The following is an 18155-nucleotide window of genomic DNA, read 5'->3' as shown; positions in this document are numbered from 1 at the left end:
TAGTGAAACTCCCCTCTCAACGCTGTATTTGTAAGCACTTTCATTATATAAAATCGATCTTTGCTTGATTACCTAGTAAAGTTTAGTATCTTCTTAGTAAAGCATAGGTACGGGGCTGCTGCTGATCGCTTCTACAGGCATTATGATTGTCACGATCGTACCCAATCCGTCTTCACTATGAATTTGCACGTCAATCGAACTTCCATAATACAATTTGAGACGCAGGAAAGAATTTTTCATGCCAACGTGTTTGCTCACATCATCGCCGTTCATCATATAGGCGTTTAACAAATCGACTTTCTCTTTGGGCATGCCAATCCCGCTATCCGAAATTGTGAAACGTACATGTTCGCCCATTCTTGTCGCTTTTAACTCAATCACACCTTGACCTTGCAAGGGTTCGATTCCGTGGATACTTGCGTTCTCAATGAAAGGAAGAAGCGTCATTTTCGGAATTTTACAATCATAGATCGACTCATCTACCTCGAAACGGTAGCTAAGCTTGTCACCAAAGCGGTACTTCTGAATCTCCAGGAAACAGAGAATGAGATCCATTTCGTCGCGAAAAGTCACCCAATCATCCCCCCATTCCAACGAACGGCGGAACATTTTCGCCATGTTTTTAATGATCTTGGCCGTCTCGTTTTCTTGCTTCATCAGACTTCGCATACGGATTGTTTCCAGAGCGTTAAATAGGAAATGGGGGTTTATTTGACTCTGTAAAGCGTGCAATTGCGATTGCCGCTGCTTTAGTTCCAGATCCTTTTTCTGAATGTCGGCTATATATACATCATCGATCAGACTCTTGATTTGCCAAGTCATACGATTAAATTCACGTATCAATTGACCGATTTCATCCTTTGATTCTGTTTCATTGATGAGCTCGAAGTTTTGATTTTTCACCTTTTTCATATGGACAAGAATCCGTACCAGACGGGCATGCAAGGAATGGGATATCCAGAAAATAATCAGGGTCGGCAGCAGAATATTGAGCAGTGCCAAATAAACGATGAACTCCTTCGATTTACGCACAGCATCCAATACATGAGTATCTGACACCAAGACGATACGCCAGCCTTGCAAGTAATTCACCGAATAGCTTCTATCGAGTACCATTGCTTTATCCGGAATAACTATATTGCTGAAATTCGTCATACCGCGATTCCAATCTACTTGCGAATCTGTGGTGTATAAGATATCTCCGGCACCATTTAATAAATAGAGATTGCCTTGCAACGTCTGATTACTGAATAACTGTTTAATCAGATCCGGGCTTAAGTCGATTTTAAGCATTTTGTTAAAGGAATTGGCATTGTCGAAATAATTGAGTTGACGGATGACACTAATCCCACTGAAACTCATCTCATTATTGCCATTTCGTATGACAAGTGGATACGGTTGGCCCTCGCGCTGCAGCTTCTGCAGATTGCGATACCACCCCATTTCACGAATAACTTCCGTTATGGGATGTAAGCCACCGGAATCAATAATCGTTGGATTGTCCGTATATAACTGGATGGACTGAATTTCATTATAGACGGAGTTGTACTTGTTAATGATCAACGAAACTTGCGAGTTATAGATTCGTACATACTCTATCGTTTCGGCATACTTTTGCTCCAATGCATCATTCAATAGACTGTCTGTATAAAAAACAGAGGAAATACCGACTGCATTATCAATTCTCGCCCGAAAATCGTCCTTCAGTTTATCTAAATTCTTGGCGATATCCTCTTTTTTCTGTTGTTCCACGTTGTGGGTCGTTACATTATAGAAAATCACATTCGTTAATAAAATGGGAATGAATACGCATAGGAAATAAAGCATCAACAATTTGTTGCGCAACCTCACATTATGGAGTTGAAAGAATCGTATTCTCATTCGCACAACCGCCTCGTTTGATCAAATGTTGTTTACGGTATTCAGAAGGGGGCATCCCTTCCAGCTTCTCGAATTGTGCTACGAAATAATCCGCATTATTGAAGCCTACTTTGCCGGCAATTTCGTAAATACGCAGGTCGGTTTGACGAAGCAGCTTTTTAGCTTCTGCGATGCGAATCGATAACAGAAACTCATTAAAATACATGCCATATTTTTTCTTAAATAACTGTCCGACATAAACAGGATTCATATAGAACTCAGCTGCAATACTTTTCAGATTAATGCTATCCTGATAATGATGCTCGATATAGCTTTTAATTTTATGAATGTTACCCTTTATCTGCTCCCCTCGAAGCTGCTCAATCATATGTGAGCTTTCCGTCATAAAGGCCGTAAACAACGATTGAAGCTCGTTATACGAAAGTGCATAATTATCCCAGTTAAGCATCGGCTTTAGCGTGAGGAGAAGATCGGTCCGTCCCTGCAAATGCTGCAATGTTCCCAGAATGGCATGAACATATCGGTTAATGATGGTGCGAATTGCATCCTTGGCCAGTAATTTGACTTCCATTTCCGTAAACAATCGTTGAATCGAAGCGGTTAACTGCTGAATTTCTTGCTCCTCTACGGCTTCCTTAATGGTATGGAATACAATAGCATCAGGCTCCACGTAGCTCAGGGTGACGTTCTGAATACTCTCGTGAATCAATAGCCCTTTTAAGCTTTTCACATATTTATACTGTAAAGAATCCGTAACGCTCTGGACGGAAGTTCCAAGTAAACTCATTTCCTTTACACCTTTACCAATGTAGAGGTTGATCTCGATTTGCAAACGACGAACTAACAAGTTCTTCAATGCTTCCGCAAACCGCTCCAGACTCCCGCCAAACAATTGCAGCATGGTACTCGTAATCATCATTGCACATTGATGGTTCCTTAATTTCACAACCCACTCAGGGGCCTCGCCGAGAAGACTGTGAAGTGCCTCTTTGACTACGCTCTCCTCATCTATGAACGATTCTTTATCCATGGAACAACCCGCATTCAGCTCTACGATCCCATATCGAAACAGCGTTCCCTTAGGGGCTCGAACTTTGCGTGACAACTCCTCGAGTTCATACTCTGCATGTTCACCTCTTGCAACCTGTTCGAAAAGGTCTTGAAGCGTTTGTCGCCCATAAGACATTTGTTGGCTTCGTTCTTGTCTGATTTGCCCTGCCAATTTTCGCAAAATCACTTCTAACTCATCTTCATCAATCGGTTTTAAAATGTAATCGCTCACACCAAATCGAATAGCAGATTGTGCATAAGAGAAATCATTGTAACCGCTTAATATAATAAACTTGCAGGGGCTTATATTCTGAATTTTCACTTCTTCAATGAGCTTCAAGCCATCTAGGATCGGCATACGAATATCGGTTATTACAACATCGGGCTGCTCACATGCAATGAGGCGTAAGGCATCCTGCCCATTATCAGCTTCATGTGAGACGCGATAACCTATATTTTCCCAGTCTATTAAACCAAGTAAACCTTTCCTTACGTAAACCTCATCATCAACCAACATGACTTTCAACATGTAGAAGTTCACTCCCCTGGTTAAAAATGGAAAGGCGAGCCCGGAGATTACACCGAGCTCGCCAAACATAACGACCGTGTTGACCGATAAATCTCATTGTATCCCGATACAAGCAATCAGGCAATTCAAAAATGATCGAACTTCTTTTGATTTCTTCATTTTATAACACGATAATAAGCTTTCTTTGGCTGTTGCTTGCAATCAAAAAGAAAGGGCCAATTTTTCCTATTCTTCACAGGAAAATGGTCTAACCAAGTATGATCGTCGGCCGCTCCCCAGAAAGTAACAGAAGTAATAGATTCTCGGTAGGCTCGGAACAGATTGAAAATCTGCTCATAGCGCTCCGCTTGCATCAGGAGCATTTCTGCCGTAGGCTCGGTTAAATCCGTACGTCTGTCATTATGCTCGAAAACAGATAAATCTAGCTCTGTAATATGAAGCTTTACACCAAGTGATGCGTAACGTTCAATCGTATCACGAATTTCGTCAAGTGATGGACCATGAATATTCCAATGTCCCTGCATACCTATTCCGTGTATAGGAGTGCCCTGTTCCTTCAACGTTTTGACGAGCGTATAAATTTTCTCGCGTTTTACTGGATTTGTCTCATTGTAGTCATTATAGAACAATAATGCATTAGGGTCTGCACGGTGCGCATATTCGAATGCTTTTGCGATGTAGTCTTCTCCTATAAGCTCCAGCCATTTCGATTTGCGCAGGTAGATGTCCGTAGAATCTTCAATCGCTTCATTGACGACATCCCAGGCATATACGGCGCCTTTGTAGCGTGTTACAACATTATGTATGTGTCGCTCCATTTCTGTCAGGAGCTGCTCACGGGTTGCCGATTCCCCGTCTTCTCCTTCAAATACCCAATCTGGCGTTTGGTTGTGCCAAACGAGCGTATGACCGCGCACCTTCTTGCCTTCGCTTAGGGCGTATTTCACGATCTTATCCGCCTCATCAAACGAATATCGCTCCCGCTCCGGATGAATTTCTGCGAATTTCATCTGATTCTCAGCGGTTACACTATTATAATGTCTTCTGAGTAAGTCAAGCTGAGAGTGAATCGTCTGAGGTGTGACAGCAGCGCCGATATCAAAAAGACCTTGATGCTTTTCGCATAATGAACCCACAGTCAAGTTCCTCCTTATTTAAGAAAACGCTTGCAAATTTAAATTTACAACACGACAGCACTACTCCTAGTATAAATGTGATTATTCTAGTTGATTACCCAAACAATTATATCATTTCCTTTGTAAAGTATAGAAAAAACCTTTATTCATGAGTTCCATCATGAAATAAAGGGCTATATCGTCGAGACTATTTTACAGCGCTGCGCCTATGCCGCCATCTATATTAACGGAACTTCCCTGCTTTATTCTTCATTTCGGGCGCTACATTTTTAGAATGTCAAATCTTTGCTTTAATCGTGCGGCCAGTTCGTCGTCTGAGAGAGGATTACGGTGCGTATTTTCCAAATAAATGTGTTTTTCCGTTTCAGGCATGAGGAATTCCTTATACCATAAGAAAAAGTCCGGACTATCTCCGTGCATCCGAAGAAACCGTCTTAGCGTATCCACATTATGAACCGTATCTCGATATTGGTCAGCCAGTCGGCCTTGTAAAACTTCTCCCATTTGCCATGCTCTGGGTTGCTTTTCTTGCTTTGCTGACAAACTTATTCATATGTTTTATTTTTCCTTTCGCGCTAATTTTTAGAATGAAACGGGAGTTTAACCACTCCGAAATACTTCAATACGGTAAATCATTAAAGCTTTATAATACAGCTCTTCAGCTCTTCATCCCTCCCTTCCAATCTGGTTAATCGATCAAAATCGAGTCGAAAATTGTCTAGTAATACTTAGTTAACTATAGTAATAGCTTGTCAGCAGAATGTTAACTAGAGTTTGAGTAATTGTAAAGGTGGGCAATCGACCAGTCACCGGGAAATCTCAGTACGTTATCTGGCCCGAATAATCCAGCAACATCCAGATGTTAGGCCGCCTTTGTAATCCTCTGCTATTGATCCCCGTTAGCGGAATATTTCAACTTTAATTAATCCCAAAATATCTTAAATTCTTGGAATAGATTTATAAGATAAGGGTGACTTTTTTATGATAAGAACAATGAGAAAAAACGGCCTGTATTCACATCCTCGCGATAGGGCCGTCTTTGTTTTTTTATCGATATTCTTTTTGTAGTTGGATTAAATTGCAAAAGCTGCTGTGATGATTACCAAAAGAATAAAAAGAACCAAGATAAATGCTACGTTCTGGCCATAACCTACTCCGCTCATGTTTTCTCATTCCCCTCATTGATTTTTCACTACGTTATAAATATACGCTCGGTACATAGTACTTGATTGGACTTATGTCATTGGAAGGCAACCGCCGAGGAAAAGTGCAAACGTATCGAAATTAATGCCTTTATGTATATGTGATTTGTTACGCCCTGGAACAATGGATTGATTAATGGTCGGAATATTTGCGGACAAAAGGTGCATCAACCGATAATGTTGCGTAAGAGATAATTCTCTTTTCAACTGAAAATGTTTTTCAACTAATGAAAATGTATCTTCAATGGATACGGTGCCGTCTACAAGGAATGTCCTAAGGTTAAATTGTTCTGTTTGGCTAGCCAACTGGTTGGCAAATCCAATATCCCTTGCCATCCAATTAGAAAAGGCTTTCTCGGGGTCTACCGTCGATCCAATAAATATGAGATAGTTCATGTTTTAAATCAGTCATCTAATCCTCCTTTGTCATAAATTGGAGATACCGGGCGTCTTTTAGGGTGGACATAAGTTTTAAAAACTAAATATCTGTATGTTAACGGGATTACGAGCTCAAGTAGCCCTTTGCTCCAACCATTCGATAAACAGCACATAATCATCTTCTACTTGATGAGCATAAGAAATAGCCCAATTGGCTAAGTACTCACGAAATGCATCTGTATCTGCACCAATCGCTTGTACGATCTCGTCCTCGCTGTGGTGAGACAAGATGCCATGCTGCACATCGACATCAGCGCGAGCGTGCATTTTGGCTGTAATCTCTCCCATGCAACTGATGACGCTCTGCCATTCATCAAAGGATTCAATCTTTTCGAGCTTTAGCTTCTTTTTGAATGGGGAACGCTCGCGAGCGTAGAAGTGCCGGCCTTCCATCGTCATAAAACCAAGAAACGGATCAGCTTCGTGATGCATCGCCTGCTGCGTCATAATCACACGCTTGCCTTGATGGGCGTACTCTGACCAGAAAAGCTCATTATATGGCATAAAGTAAGACGGCACTGGAGCCCGCACTTCCTTCACCTCAATGATGATATCGTCGAGTGCTTGCGGACCTGCTGCTCCTTCAATCAGTACATAGAAACGGGTAAGACCAATAGAGGCAGTACCTGAACCGTGCTTCACTGCGATATCTTTGATTTGGTAATAGCTATCTGGCTTCTTCGTTTTTGAATTCAAGGTACTCAAATAATCGTTCCAACCCGATATGAGCATGTCCCGCTCCTGAGCAGTAGGCTGCTGAATTTCCTCCGTCCAGATGAATTGGCGACCTCCCTCTTGTAACACAGTTAGCCCTTCGAGAAGATGACTTTCTACTCGCTTCTCCATCTTTTTCAGCAGCTTGCGAATTGGACCATCGGTCACTCTCTCATCGTAGACGACGTCATGCGGATCTTCTTTGCGCTTCGCAAATTTTCGAATTTGCTTCACATAAGCCGATAAGTATTCATCGAGAAGATCCTTTTGAACATCGAGCCCAAACTCCTTCATTCGGCCTACTAAAGCAATGCTCACACACATCCTCAACAGGTCATTCAAATACGACCCCGTATAGCCTTCGTCGAAATCGTTAACATCAAAGACAATACGCCCTGTTTCGCTGCGAAAAGCTCCGAAATTCTCGAAGTGCAAATCTCCTTGGATCCACGTCGGTCGCTGTGGTGAACTATGATAAGGGAACCATTCTCGGCCCGTGTCAAAATAAAATAAATAGCTACTACCGCGATAAAATTGAAAAGGACTAACTGCCATCTTTTCATATTTCAGCTTTCTTTTACTCTCATCCAACCCCATTATATGGCAGTCAAACTCTGTAAGTACACTCGAAATGGTCAGTAACCTCAATTTTTTTTGCGTATGTTTTACGCGTTCAGTCAAATTCAATGACATTCAAGTATCCCCTTTCCTTTCTCTAGTATTGTAACACGAACTATTTCGTAGAAAGACATTCTATGAGATACTGAAATAAGCCGCTCTCTTTCAGCTTGAAACGAGAGTGGCTTTTTTACTAAACCTATTCAATCATTCTTGTTGTTTTACTGCTTGATCAAGGACTCATACCCTGTAATAGCAATTCACTCTTTGTTGATATGTTTTATCCACGCTCCTGTACCTATTTCATAACATCGTCTCGAGTTATCAATGTGTGCCCACGAAATCTCATCAAAAAATTATGCTTTAGGGAATAGCAGATACCTAATGGGGTTTTCTTACCTTCATAAAACATAAAACCAGTTCTGAACACTTTTCCACTTATCTCCATTAATTCATGCTTTTTTTCACAGGAAATACAGTAGTACATAAACCACATCTCCTAAACATACTGTTCATACCAACATTATGTCTGAATAGTCATAAAAATCAGTTTATTTATTGTTAAGATTTTATTAACGATAGGCTCTCGCCGAATTTTTTGGGGTTGTGTACACGAAGCAACGTAGACATCATAAATAACCCGATAGCTCAGAAGGGCTATCCGATTGATCGTTCAGTATTGAACTAAAGTTCTGCGTTAGCTTAGGCCGTTTTTGTTCTATCGTCATTCCAACTGGATACAGAATTCTTGTGGGCAGAATGAGACCCTAAACGTTAATTCTGCATGATTTTTTTTTGATTTGATGTTCAGAATTCCCAATTAATTACATATGATCTTTACAGTACATCAAATCTTACTGTTGGGAGTGTGATGCAGTATGAGATCCCTTAAAACAAAGTTAGCATTGCTTCTTGCATGTTCTAGCTTAATGGCTCCGAGCGCCATAAGCGCCGCAACCGAAACTGGAGTTACACCCACTTACATTTTTAAAAATAACTTAATCCACACCTTTGTCCATGGCATTTATGTTCCTGGCCGCTATATAAATGTTGATGAAGATACAAGGGCTGTATATATCCCCGGTGGGGTGGGCGTAATTGCGGTCGATAAGGATGCTCTTTTACCAGAAGGGTCCAAATTCTTAAAATGATACTCCAAGTCCATTTGAGCATCTGGTCTACTCTCGATGCTCAAATGGCAACTTCACATGTCATCGCCAGCCTCATGTATTTCAGAATTCATAATTAGCGAAACGGTCAATTTAGTTTTAAAGCCTCTGAATTCGGCTTGACCAGCTGGCCGGATATTTTCTGAGCGACTGCATCGGCGATCGCCCGGTAGCCTGCTTCATTCGGATGGATTGTATCCTGCATGAAAGGATGCTCCGGCCGAACCTGACGTCCAAATACGAGGCTGGGGATATCGAGAATATCGACGCGTGGATCATAGTCCCGGAAGCTATAATACACATCCCAAAGTTGATCGGAGTAAAGCTGCGCGTTCTCAATATCTAGATGAATATAGCTCCAGCGATTCACTGACAAGAATGGATTCGGTATGCGCAGCAGCACCCCACCGTGAGTTTCCTTCAAGAGCCTGTCCACGACAAGCTTCAGATCGGCTTTAATCTGCATAGGGCTGCTTTCCCGAATGTCGTTGATCCCATAAGAAACGACATACAAGTCTGCCTGGTCTTGAATCACATTGTCGAGCGTATTGCCGTGGGTAGCGATTTGGTTAACAAAATGATGCAGCGTATTGCCGCTGGAGCCGCGGTTGCGAATTCGTGCCCCTTCCAGAACGCCTCCGGGAGCCCCATAGATCTCTGCCAGCTGTTCAAATAGTCCCTGTGCCGCTTCTGTCGTACTATCTCCGACGAAGTTGATGAGCTTACCTGATTTGGAGCTCTGATAGAACGTTTGAATCGAATCGTCCGTCTTCCCGAAGGACGAAACAGGAAGCGGCAGCGAGAAGATCAAGGAAAACGCTAAACCGAGCTTCCACCAGTTCATTCTGCTATGCATCATCCTGATCATTCCTTTCTAGGTAAAAGTTAAAATGTCATTATATTCCTAACGCAAATCTGTTTCCTCACTCACTAATGTTCCCCGTGCAAGTCCCTTCATATACTTCCGGTGTCCTCGTGCTGGGCTTTCATAAGACTTCATCGCCAGTAAACCGAACAGCTCTCACTGCAAAAACTATTGTGCGCTCGCAAAAAAAAGACAGCTCCAATGGGAACCGCCCTCTATACGAAGCAATTAGTACAATCAGCAATAAGTTATTAAAGCTTTTTAAATCGAAATACCCCTACGGTTGATTCCTTGTCGTGATATTTAAAATATAAATAATATTCTTCTGTTTTATATCCGAGTGCATATTCGTCAAATCCAGCATCAGGACTACCTTCGAAATCAGGTTTTCCCAAAACCTCTTTAACTTTTTCTACTGAAAAATTGATTTTTATATCTATTACACTGATCTTATTCTCGCCCCATATATAGAAATAGCAGTTATCATATTTTAAATATTCCGCATTTTCAAACCCTATTACATCAGGTTTTCCATACGATTCTTCTAGTTCATTCTTTGAAGAAGATAAATTTGCTTTAATACCTTTAAGTTGTCCTTTTTCGGCTGTCTTCAGTAGTTCTTTGTCAAGTATTAATTGACACGAATTCCCTTTGTTTTCAGTAACAACTAACAAATTTGATTTCCCCTCTTCTGTTCCTATTTTAGCGGGCGAATTTGTTACTGCTACCTGCGTCTGTAATGGACCTTCGACATTCGTACAGGCTGAGAACATCAGCATAGACATTAAAAGGCATACGCCAGTCGCTTTGCTTAACATATAAATGCCTCCATTGTTTACCTTTTAGAGTGCGTAACCTATTTCATCCAGACCGCTTGCACCCTTCGTATAGGTAACCCAGTCTTCCTAGAAGCAAATAGAAGAAAATAGAAGCACCTCATTCTCCATCCGTTTGATGTATTCGTCAATGACGATAAAAAGGTTGCCTCTTCATAGAACTTCCTATTAAATTTCTTTGTAAAATGCGCAGCCTCATTTCGTTCTAGACGAGCTATAGTTCTCCGTCGTATCAGCTTAAACATCTCAATCCCACTGCTTCTTCTGTATTCCAGTTAATACCCTTTCAACAGGAGCCCATCCAATAAACTTGGGTTGGGTCCATCCTGGTGCTGGCTTGAGATTTTCAATTTCTAAATAGTTATCTATTCTTACTTTATCCCAAGCGTGTATTGCATCTTCATTCCCCAAAGATAAAGCTACGTGTCCCCAATTTTTAAGTTCACCTTCGACTAAACCTGAGCAGTAATAGAAAACAAAAGCTCCTTTAGGCGGAGAACCCATATTCTTATGAACTTCGTAAAGTTCAGCCGACTCGCTAGCATCGTCGCCTCCCCACATCTCAATCCCGTTGCTTCTTTCATAAGCGTCTTCAACGAAAGCGAGACACCGAAGCCGGTAATCCTTCGAATCCATGTGGTTTCTTGCCCAAGTAATAGCATTCTCAATTTCACTCTCAAATTTCAATAAACAACCCTCCATTTTTGATTAAACTCTACAATTAATAATACTCGAAAACGCAAGGAACATAATGGTAAAAAGCTATTATTACTAAAGTATCCTGCCCGTTGAACGAAGCTCATGCCAATTCCCCTTTTCGACATCATTCGTAGTGTTTCTTTACTATACATCAAAAAAACTCGAGAGAAATATCAATTCCTTCGATGCTTCTTATAACACTTCTTCTGCAATTTAGCCGTACAAAATTCAAAACCCCACTCAATGAGTCTCAATGAGCGGGGTTTTCCCATGAAGTCGAGCCGTGGGTTAACTACCCTACAATCGGATCGGTTAACAACCACATGTTCAATATCTGCCGATGCTTTGCAAATCCATTCTGTCCAACAATTCGGAGTTAAACATTACCTGATCCGACTATAGTGTCCCGTTAGAACTTAATGACATAGTTTCTGGAGATGTAGATTTATCTGGTTTAACCCGATTCCCAGCGGTCGTACAACATAATCAAAATCAGCGGCATTAAATAACGCAATGTAGCCATAAAAAAATGATTCCAATGGTGGTAGACCAACCAACCTTTGTTGTAAAAGATAAGCGCGATAGCCTGCGATTTACGAAGTGAGGATTATAACAATGCATATATCGCATAGTTTTAGCTCACTTCTCCTTTTATTTATCTAAATGTCGGATAGAGGGCAGCAACACACATAGAAGTGCAATTGCTATGATGCAAACCCCCGATAACATAAACCACGTATTAATTCCAATTCGATCGGCAAAAATCCCAGAAACGATTAAACCGATCGGTATGGCAAAGGACGTAATGCTGCCCAATAGCCCAAATACCCGCCCTAAATACTCAGGTTGAATTTTTTCTTGAATGAGAGCCATCTGTACACCGCTATAAAATGGGCTTGAAAAGCCCATCATGGCACTGCACAGTACAAAGATAAGGAAGCCATTTATCGGCAACAAGCCAGAAATGAATAATGTAATCCCCATCAACGAAATGGAAAAAATAATGCTCAGTGCACGGTTTTTTAATCCGCCCCAAACACCAAGCAACAAGCCTCCAACCAACATTCCAACTGCAAAGACGATTTCAACAATAGAAGCATGGGTCGCCGTCCCTCCGAAATAGCTCATACTCATTAAAGGGAACAAGGCATTGATAGGCATAAAGACAAACGCATATAGCGCGCCAATCCAAAGCAATGCAAATAATCCCTTCGATTCCCTAAATGTACGATAACCTTCTATTGCTTCTTCGAAAAAGTTACTTTTAACACTTTCACCTTGCGTCATTTGCTTTGGAATAACAACCATCGCCACAGTGATACAGGCGATCAATGCACCCAACACATCAATGGCAATAATTGCGTTTAGTTCCCATGTTGCATATAGAAAAGCTCCAATTGCAGGGCTTAGAATATAGCTTACCGACTGTACCGATTGGCTGTATCCAGCGCACTTCGTCAGTTGATCCTCTGGTACCAACAAAGGTGTTACTGCACTCAAAGCAGGCGTGTGAAATGCTGTTCCGATACTACGGATAAATAAAACGATCATCACGACCCATATTGGCAGGTCGATTGTGATTGCGACCACAGCCAAGGCAGCACCTGCGGCAGCAATAATAAGGTCTGCACCGATCATAATCAGTTTTCTATTCCAACGATCAACCAATACGCCAATCATTGTTCCCAAAATGGCTTGAGGTAAAAAACCTACCATTGTCGCCATCGAGAGCACCATTGCTGATCCTGTAGTATCGGTTAGATACCAAATAATCGCCATTTGCAGGACAGAGCTAGTAATCAGTGAAACCGCCTGACCTGCCCATATTGTAAAGAAACTTCGCTTCCAATTTTGTTGTTTCATGTTCATTCTCCCCGTATTTTTTATTGTCTGATTCTTTTTTGGCAATAAAAAATACAGATCCAAGTCCACAATGCGGGCTTAGATCTGCATTTATCACGTGAGAGAACACGGCGATAGAAGGCATAGCAAAAAAGCTATCAAATCGCGATCTATGTCTACATACGTAAAAATAAACAGCTCAAAAAAAGCCCACAAGTGTGGATAAAAAATCCGCTTTTTTATTGCCAGCTTATCTTAAACGCATGGAGTGTAACATAGATAACGAGCCTCCTCATAATTTATACGTTGAATTGACTGCTCTAACTGTCAATTCAGTATCATAACCATATTCAGCGGTTGTTAGCAACAAACAGGATAACAGGCTATTTCCAGTCTAGAACTTTATTTTCTATATGTGGACCCCTTTAAGTTTAACTATCGTTTCCGTTAGTTCCATCTCTTAACTTAGAAGTGCCTCATCTTGCAATCTCGTAATAATTTCATTAACAGTTTCTTCAGGGGTCAATTCAGATGAGTCCAACCACGACGTCTTGAACTACTACTGTAAAGCCTGCTTGAAAATAGGTATTCGCGGACTGTGCGGCAAGCCGATATCGTAGACGTAATTGCTAGGACTTTCTGTCAACATTGAGTCATCGCTTCTTTCTTCTTTTACCAAATATTATAAGGGTAATAAACCAACTGATTTAAGGGTGAGTTTAAATAAATTTGATTATTCCGCTCTTCTGCCTGTGAGGTGAATAAAGGCAGCCGATTCGTTCTGGACGGCTGCCAACGTATCATTATTAGCTATCGTTTTCCGTTAGCTGAATCAACAATGGTAGTAGCAATCACAAATAATGTTTTCACCAACTAGGCATCGGCATCAAGTCCGGCCCTTCTGTACTTACTTAATAGCAATTTCAGGATCTGACGGAAAAAGGTATTAAAAGTGAAGGTAAAGGAAAACTATACACGACTTGGACCAGCTTTTGTTTGTAATTAAATATAACGGAGGAAGCTTATGCCTATTTTCAAGCCTTCACAAACTGTGCGATCAATTTATGACATAGACGGAGACAAGCTGCTGCGAGCAGGAATTAAAGGAATAATATTTAACTGGAGTAATACATTAATTCCGAAGAATTCTGTTTCTGCATCGGATTCGATGAAGAAATGGTTGAAAGACTTTAAGTCCCGATATTCGATAAAGTTAATTATTGTCTCAAACAGTAAGCCTCCTGCTCAAGGAACCGAGCTGGTTAATGAGATTCCGGCTTTGTTCGAAGCGAGTAAACCGAAGAAAAAAGCATTTATGGCTGCTTTGGATATACTCGGGACCCGAAAAAATGAGACAGCCGTTATTGGCAATGGTATTATTACTGATTTATGGGGTGGAAATCGACTAGGGATGTATACGATTTTTGTTTCTCATTCATGGACAAAATTCCGATTTATTGGTGCAATTAAACGGTTAATGGTAAAAGTACTTCGAGTGTAAAGGATACAATGAAGTGGAATACTCCTTACTGTAAGGCTGGTCAATTGACCGGCCTTTTTACGTAGTACAGGGGCTACTAATGCCTAGCCTGCAAAACGTGGGATTTCAACAACCGACATTCCTGCGATATGTTAAGGAGTCGAACGGTCTTTTGGAATTAATCATCCCCATAAATTGGATAACAGGAGGAAATTAAAGACAAGACTTCGATTCTTACAAGAAAAGAAGCTAACTTGCTCAAAAGTTTGATTCAGATAAACCCTAAGATTGTTAACAGAAACTATCTTCTGGAAAAGATGTGGGATCACTCCGATTTCGTTGAAGAAAACACCCTTAACGTAAATGTCACAATGTTAAGAAAAAAACTGCAAGACCTTGACATTGATAATGGGATCGAAACGAACAGAGGCAAGGGCTACAAATTAAACAAGAACTGGTAGGATGTGATGGCAATGCGCTTGTTTTTAATCTCGATGGCTGCCTTCGTGTCATTAATGAGCAAACGTAATCCGTTACCTCAATTGTCACAAAATAATTTTCTCACTTCAAGTGTATCCGAAATCTGGAATTATTAATGATTTCCTCAGCAAGTTCATCCGGCTGCTTACGATCGGTATCCAGCAGAAATGGCTCATTGGTCGGCGATGCCATCAACTTGTTCCGAAGGAAGAGCGAACGGTGGATATATTGTGCATCTCCTCGCTGATGGAGTCGAGCGGTAAGGGTGTTCGGTTCCGCGTGCAGCACAACATAGTGTAGCGTCGCCTCGAGGTCCGATAGTTGGTCAAAGAACCATTGCAGTTCATCTTCGACGACGAAATCGATAACCACGTCTAGCCCGTCCAGGAGAAAATTCCGCGTCACCGCAGCAATATTAAGCCAAGCCAGTCGGAGTCGTTCCTCCCAGGTCGGCTCGGTCTCCCCTCGGTAAACATGGAGAAGCAGATCACCTTCAATCAACACACATTGGTTCATCGTGTTGGCCAGAGTCTTGGAGACGGTTGATTTCCCTACACCAAGTGGACCAGAGATAAGATAGACGGTTACTGATTTTTTGGTGAAATGCATATGGATAATCCCCTCCCCCGTTAGCGTATTCATTCAAATGATATCTCTTTGTCTAAAATTATGTCTTTAGGCGGAGACTCCATTGGATGAGCATGTGGAATCAATCTGAATTTTAACTTCTCTATACTATCGGGCAGACGCGGAATAACCATAAAACTCAGTTGCGTATGTCCACCGCTAAAATCATCGATAGCGGACTTTTTCATGATGGGCAGGACATTAAGTAATTTGCCAGGTCCGTTGGGTAAAGTGGGGGGCCTCCTTAATATCCTTAGGTATCATTATATCTAATTTGCAAGATTGTACCAAATAATGGTGCTTTCCCCCCAGTCATTGGAACTAACCTGCCCAATAGCTGAGAAGGCTACCCGTTCTATGCTGTGGCAGCCTTCCCTTGATGTTTATTTAGCTATAGTTTCCCGTTAGCCATCCATGCAGCGCAAACGCTGAACCATAGATGATGAAAATGTTTAGAAATCCGTCAATACTGCTACTATGGCTGGGAGAGGAAGGTCGATGAACTAAGTGCCTTAGAGTCCATCCATTAGTCTGACTCCAACGACCACGGTGCATCACAGATTGTCGCTCCCTTTTTGGGAAGCATTCATGGTAAATCAAAATTTTAAAATGGATGGGTGGAAAAAGGCAGGATCTTAAGATTGTTAAGTCGATTGGTTAAAATGATAAAATGGAGTGACATTGTTTTACAAGTAATCAAATATCAGTGTTCCTAAACTTGGAGGCGACGTTTGTTATGAAATATACGATTTATATTATTGAAGATGATCTATCAATAAGTCGTCTACTTAAAGAACATATTGAAAAATATGGACTTTCAGCAACAGTTGCGGAAAACTTTGAAAGCATAATGGAAGAATTTCATCTCCTCAAACCTCATCTCGTCCTGCTAGATGTTAATTTGCCTAAGTTTGATGGATTTTATTGGTGTAGGAGGATACGGGAAACATCCAAGGTTCCTATACTTTTTATATCCGCTAGAGAGAGCGGGATAGATCAAGTGAGAGCTCTTGAAAACGGTGCGGATGACTATATTACGAAACCATTCTCTTACGAGGTAGTGATGGCCAAAATAAACAGCCATATTAGACGGGTCTTTGGAGATTATGCCCATGCTATAGGCGAGCGGGTAATCGAATGGGAAGGATTAAAATTATACCCGGAAAGATTAGATCTGGAGTTTCAAGGAAAGACTGCCATTCTGACTAAAAAAGAAGCAATTTTGCTCGAAAGTCTGATTCAGACTTACCCTAAGGTGGTTAACCGAAACTATCTCTTGGAACAAATGTGGGATCACTCCGATTTTGTTGAAGAAAACACGCTCAACGTAAATGTCACAAGGCTAAGAAAAAAACTGCAAGACCTTGATATTGAGAATGGGGTCGAAACGATAAGAGGCATGGGCTACAAATTAAACAAGAGCTGGTAGGAGGTGATGTCATATGAGTTTATTTTTAAAGGAGCACAAGAGTTATATCGTTATTTATTATTTTTCCGTGAGTTTAACCACTTTTTATTGTTTCCTTGCGAGCGATTTTACTTTTTTAGATGTTTTATACGCTTTCTTATTCAATTCTTTTATTCTTCTTGTTTTTTTAGGCTGGAAATATGTTAATACTAAAAACGTCTATGTATTACTAGATAGTAACTTCGATGCCATCGAGGAATCCTCCTTGGATCAAGGTGATTCCTTTTGGGGCCACCATATATCTGCTCTATTAAAGCAGCAATACCGATTATACGAAAGGAACATGCAGCAAATCAACAAAAACCATCAAGAGCATTTAACCTTTATCAATCAATGGGTGCATCAAATGAAAACACCGCTTTCGGTCATCCGGCTTCAGCTTGAAGCCCACGCAGGCGAACCTTATGCGCACGGTATGAGCGAAGAGGTTTATAAAATGGAAAAGGGCCTGAATATGGCCTTATATTATGCGCGGATCGATGCTTTTGAAAGAGACTTTGTTATCGAAAGGATACGCTTGAAGCCGTTAATTTTGGACAGCATCAGCCAAGAAAAAAAGCTGTTCATTAAAAATCATATGTTGCCTAAAGCAGACGTCGACGACACCATTGAGGTTTACACCGATGTAAAATGGATAAAATTTGTAATCGAGCAATTGATAACAAACGGCATCAAATATTCCAAGGGAAAAGGAAAATATTTGACTGTTTCCGCCTATAAAACAGAAGATCATACTGTGCTGGAAGTCGTAGATGAGGGCATTGGCATACATCCTAAGGATATTAGGAGAGTCTTTCATCCTTTCTTTACCGGTGAAAACGGAAGAATCTTGGGAGAATCTACGGGAATGGGTCTGTATCTTGCAAAAAAGATATGCGAAAACTTAAATCATAAGATTTATATTCAATCCGAAGTGAACCGAGGTACAAAAGTCAGTATTCTGTTTGAACATATCCAAACGGATCATAACTAATACCATCAAGAACGTGCCTTATTCCTAATGCATGTTCTTTTTGCTTACTTCCAACCTTACAACAATGTAAGAATCGAGTAAGAAAGATGAATCGCTTAAAGGGATGTGACGAAGTATTGTGTATATGAAAGCCAAATAAAAAGGAGTC

Annotated in this window: 17 protein-coding genes and 2 pseudogenes; 5 read left to right on the top strand and 14 right to left on the bottom strand. The window is 41.0% G+C overall.

What is annotated here, in order from left to right; translation table 11 throughout:
* Positions 1–93: 93 nt before the first annotated feature.
* The 8 genes and pseudogenes from QFZ78_RS33855 to QFZ78_RS38725 all read right to left on the bottom strand — a co-directional run bounded on the left by QFZ78_RS33855 (position 94) and on the right by QFZ78_RS38725 (position 8055).
* Positions 94–1881, bottom strand: coding sequence for a sensor histidine kinase (locus tag QFZ78_RS33855; RefSeq protein ID WP_307553834.1), 1788 nt, complete (start codon positions 1879–1881; stop codon positions 94–96).
* Complete coding sequence (locus QFZ78_RS33850) at positions 1853–3460, bottom strand: response regulator (RefSeq protein ID WP_307553832.1); 1608 nt, start codon at positions 3458–3460, stop codon at positions 1853–1855. The genes QFZ78_RS33855 and QFZ78_RS33850 overlap by 29 nt, the downstream gene beginning before the upstream one ends.
* A 155-nt stretch (positions 3461–3615) precedes the next feature.
* Positions 3616–4596 (bottom strand): endo-1,4-beta-xylanase, encoded by a 981-nt coding sequence (locus tag QFZ78_RS33845; protein ID WP_307553830.1) that lies wholly within the window; start codon positions 4594–4596, stop codon positions 3616–3618.
* A 261-nt stretch (positions 4597–4857) separates the two neighbouring features.
* Positions 4858–5111, bottom strand: a pseudogene (locus QFZ78_RS33840) (glycosyl hydrolase 115 family protein); the annotation flags it as partial.
* Between the two features lie 558 nt (positions 5112–5669).
* A complete protein-coding gene (locus QFZ78_RS33835) occupies positions 5670–5759 on the bottom strand; it encodes a YjcZ family sporulation protein (RefSeq protein ID WP_307553829.1) in 90 nt (29 codons plus the stop codon).
* A gap of 72 nt (positions 5760–5831) precedes the next feature.
* Positions 5832–6194: a hypothetical protein gene (locus tag QFZ78_RS33830; protein WP_307553827.1), complete on the bottom strand. Its 363-nt coding sequence runs from the start codon at positions 6192–6194 to the stop codon at positions 5832–5834.
* 114 nt (positions 6195–6308) lie between these two features.
* Positions 6309–7643 (bottom strand): DUF2252 domain-containing protein, encoded by a 1335-nt coding sequence (locus QFZ78_RS33825; RefSeq protein WP_307553825.1) that lies wholly within the window; start codon positions 7641–7643, stop codon positions 6309–6311.
* Positions 7644–7866: 223 nt separating this feature from the next.
* On the bottom strand, positions 7867–8055 hold the full coding sequence (locus QFZ78_RS38725) for a DUF3973 domain-containing protein (RefSeq protein WP_373461087.1): 189 nt from the start codon (positions 8053–8055) through the stop codon (positions 7867–7869).
* A 391-nt stretch (positions 8056–8446) separates the two neighbouring features.
* Here QFZ78_RS38725 and QFZ78_RS33820 point away from each other — a divergent pair, with 391 nt between their 5' ends.
* Entirely contained in the window at positions 8447–8719 is a 273-nt protein-coding gene (locus tag QFZ78_RS33820) for a hypothetical protein (protein ID WP_307553823.1), read from the top strand.
* Between the two features lie 106 nt (positions 8720–8825).
* Here QFZ78_RS33820 and QFZ78_RS33815 read toward each other — a convergent pair whose 3' ends face one another.
* From QFZ78_RS33815 to QFZ78_RS38720, 5 genes and pseudogenes are all read right to left on the bottom strand, one after another.
* A complete protein-coding gene (locus tag QFZ78_RS33815; protein ID WP_307553821.1) occupies positions 8826–9596 on the bottom strand; it encodes an SGNH/GDSL hydrolase family protein in 771 nt (256 codons plus the stop codon).
* 257 nt (positions 9597–9853) lie between these two features.
* Entirely contained in the window at positions 9854–10420 is a 567-nt protein-coding gene (locus QFZ78_RS33810) for a DUF4309 domain-containing protein (RefSeq protein ID WP_307553819.1), read from the bottom strand.
* A gap of 264 nt (positions 10421–10684) precedes the next feature.
* Positions 10685–11125 (bottom strand): C40 family peptidase, encoded by a 441-nt coding sequence (locus QFZ78_RS33805; RefSeq protein WP_307553818.1) that lies wholly within the window; start codon positions 11123–11125, stop codon positions 10685–10687.
* A gap of 663 nt (positions 11126–11788) precedes the next feature.
* On the bottom strand, positions 11789–13000 hold the full coding sequence (locus QFZ78_RS33800) for an MFS transporter (RefSeq protein ID WP_307553816.1): 1212 nt from the start codon (positions 12998–13000) through the stop codon (positions 11789–11791).
* 515 nt (positions 13001–13515) lie between these two features.
* Positions 13516–13608: pseudogene (locus QFZ78_RS38720) on the bottom strand (phosphotransferase); the annotation flags it as partial.
* 395 nt (positions 13609–14003) lie between these two features.
* Between QFZ78_RS38720 and QFZ78_RS33795 the strand changes: the two are divergent.
* Both QFZ78_RS33795 and QFZ78_RS38715 read left to right on the top strand, forming a co-directional pair.
* Positions 14004–14480 carry a YqeG family HAD IIIA-type phosphatase gene (locus QFZ78_RS33795; protein WP_307553814.1) on the top strand — a complete coding sequence of 159 codons (477 nt, stop codon included), beginning with the start codon at positions 14004–14006 and terminating at the stop codon, positions 14478–14480.
* Positions 14481–14671: 191 nt separating this feature from the next.
* Positions 14672–14920: a winged helix-turn-helix domain-containing protein gene (locus QFZ78_RS38715; protein ID WP_373461154.1), complete on the top strand. Its 249-nt coding sequence runs from the start codon at positions 14672–14674 to the stop codon at positions 14918–14920.
* A gap of 100 nt (positions 14921–15020) precedes the next feature.
* On the opposite strand, the gene QFZ78_RS33790 is transcribed toward QFZ78_RS38715, so the two are convergent.
* Positions 15021–15548 (bottom strand): P-loop nucleotide/nucleoside kinase family protein, encoded by a 528-nt coding sequence (locus QFZ78_RS33790; RefSeq protein ID WP_307553813.1) that lies wholly within the window; start codon positions 15546–15548, stop codon positions 15021–15023.
* Positions 15549–16302: 754 nt separating this feature from the next.
* Between QFZ78_RS33790 and QFZ78_RS33785 the strand changes: the two genes are divergently transcribed.
* Both QFZ78_RS33785 and QFZ78_RS33780 read left to right on the top strand, forming a co-directional pair.
* A complete protein-coding gene (locus QFZ78_RS33785; RefSeq protein ID WP_307553811.1) occupies positions 16303–16995 on the top strand; it encodes a response regulator transcription factor in 693 nt (230 codons plus the stop codon).
* Positions 16996–17008: 13 nt separating this feature from the next.
* Positions 17009–18007 carry a sensor histidine kinase gene (locus QFZ78_RS33780; RefSeq protein ID WP_307553809.1) on the top strand — a complete coding sequence of 333 codons (999 nt, stop codon included), beginning with the start codon at positions 17009–17011 and terminating at the stop codon, positions 18005–18007.
* Positions 18008–18155: the final 148 nt, after the last annotated feature.

The organism is Paenibacillus sp. V4I5, from assembly GCF_030817255.1.
Lineage (GTDB): Bacteria > Bacillota > Bacilli > Paenibacillales > NBRC-103111 > Paenibacillus_E.
This window is presented reverse-complemented; position numbering and strand designations above follow the sequence as displayed.

Bases quoted from the DNA above. Each gene is read 5' to 3' on its own strand.
- QFZ78_RS33855 (WP_307553834.1), bottom strand. From the start codon at position 1,881: ATGAGAATACGATTCTTTCAACTCCATAATGTGAGGTTGCGCAACAAA.
- QFZ78_RS33850 (WP_307553832.1), bottom strand. From the start codon at position 3,460: ATGTTGAAAGTCATGTTGGTTGATGATGAGGTTTACGTAAGGAAAGGT.
- QFZ78_RS33835 (WP_307553829.1), bottom strand. From the start codon at position 5,759: ATGAGCGGAGTAGGTTATGGCCAGAACGTAGCATTTATCTTGGTTCTT.
- QFZ78_RS33830 (WP_307553827.1), bottom strand. From the start codon at position 6,194: ATGAACTATCTCATATTTATTGGATCGACGGTAGACCCCGAGAAAGCC.
- QFZ78_RS33825 (WP_307553825.1), bottom strand. From the start codon at position 7,643: ATGTCATTGAATTTGACTGAACGCGTAAAACATACGCAAAAAAAATTG.
- QFZ78_RS38725 (WP_373461087.1), bottom strand. From the start codon at position 8,055: ATGTACTACTGTATTTCCTGTGAAAAAAAGCATGAATTAATGGAGATA.
- QFZ78_RS33820 (WP_307553823.1), top strand. From the start codon at position 8,447: ATGAGATCCCTTAAAACAAAGTTAGCATTGCTTCTTGCATGTTCTAGC.
- QFZ78_RS33815 (WP_307553821.1), bottom strand. From the start codon at position 9,596: ATGATGCATAGCAGAATGAACTGGTGGAAGCTCGGTTTAGCGTTTTCC.
- QFZ78_RS33810 (WP_307553819.1), bottom strand. From the start codon at position 10,420: ATGTTAAGCAAAGCGACTGGCGTATGCCTTTTAATGTCTATGCTGATG.
- QFZ78_RS33800 (WP_307553816.1), bottom strand. From the start codon at position 13,000: ATGAAACAACAAAATTGGAAGCGAAGTTTCTTTACAATATGGGCAGGT.
- QFZ78_RS33795 (WP_307553814.1), top strand. From the start codon at position 14,004: ATGCCTATTTTCAAGCCTTCACAAACTGTGCGATCAATTTATGACATA.
- QFZ78_RS33790 (WP_307553813.1), bottom strand. From the start codon at position 15,548: ATGCATTTCACCAAAAAATCAGTAACCGTCTATCTTATCTCTGGTCCA.
- QFZ78_RS33785 (WP_307553811.1), top strand. From the start codon at position 16,303: ATGAAATATACGATTTATATTATTGAAGATGATCTATCAATAAGTCGT.
- QFZ78_RS33780 (WP_307553809.1), top strand. From the start codon at position 17,009: ATGAGTTTATTTTTAAAGGAGCACAAGAGTTATATCGTTATTTATTAT.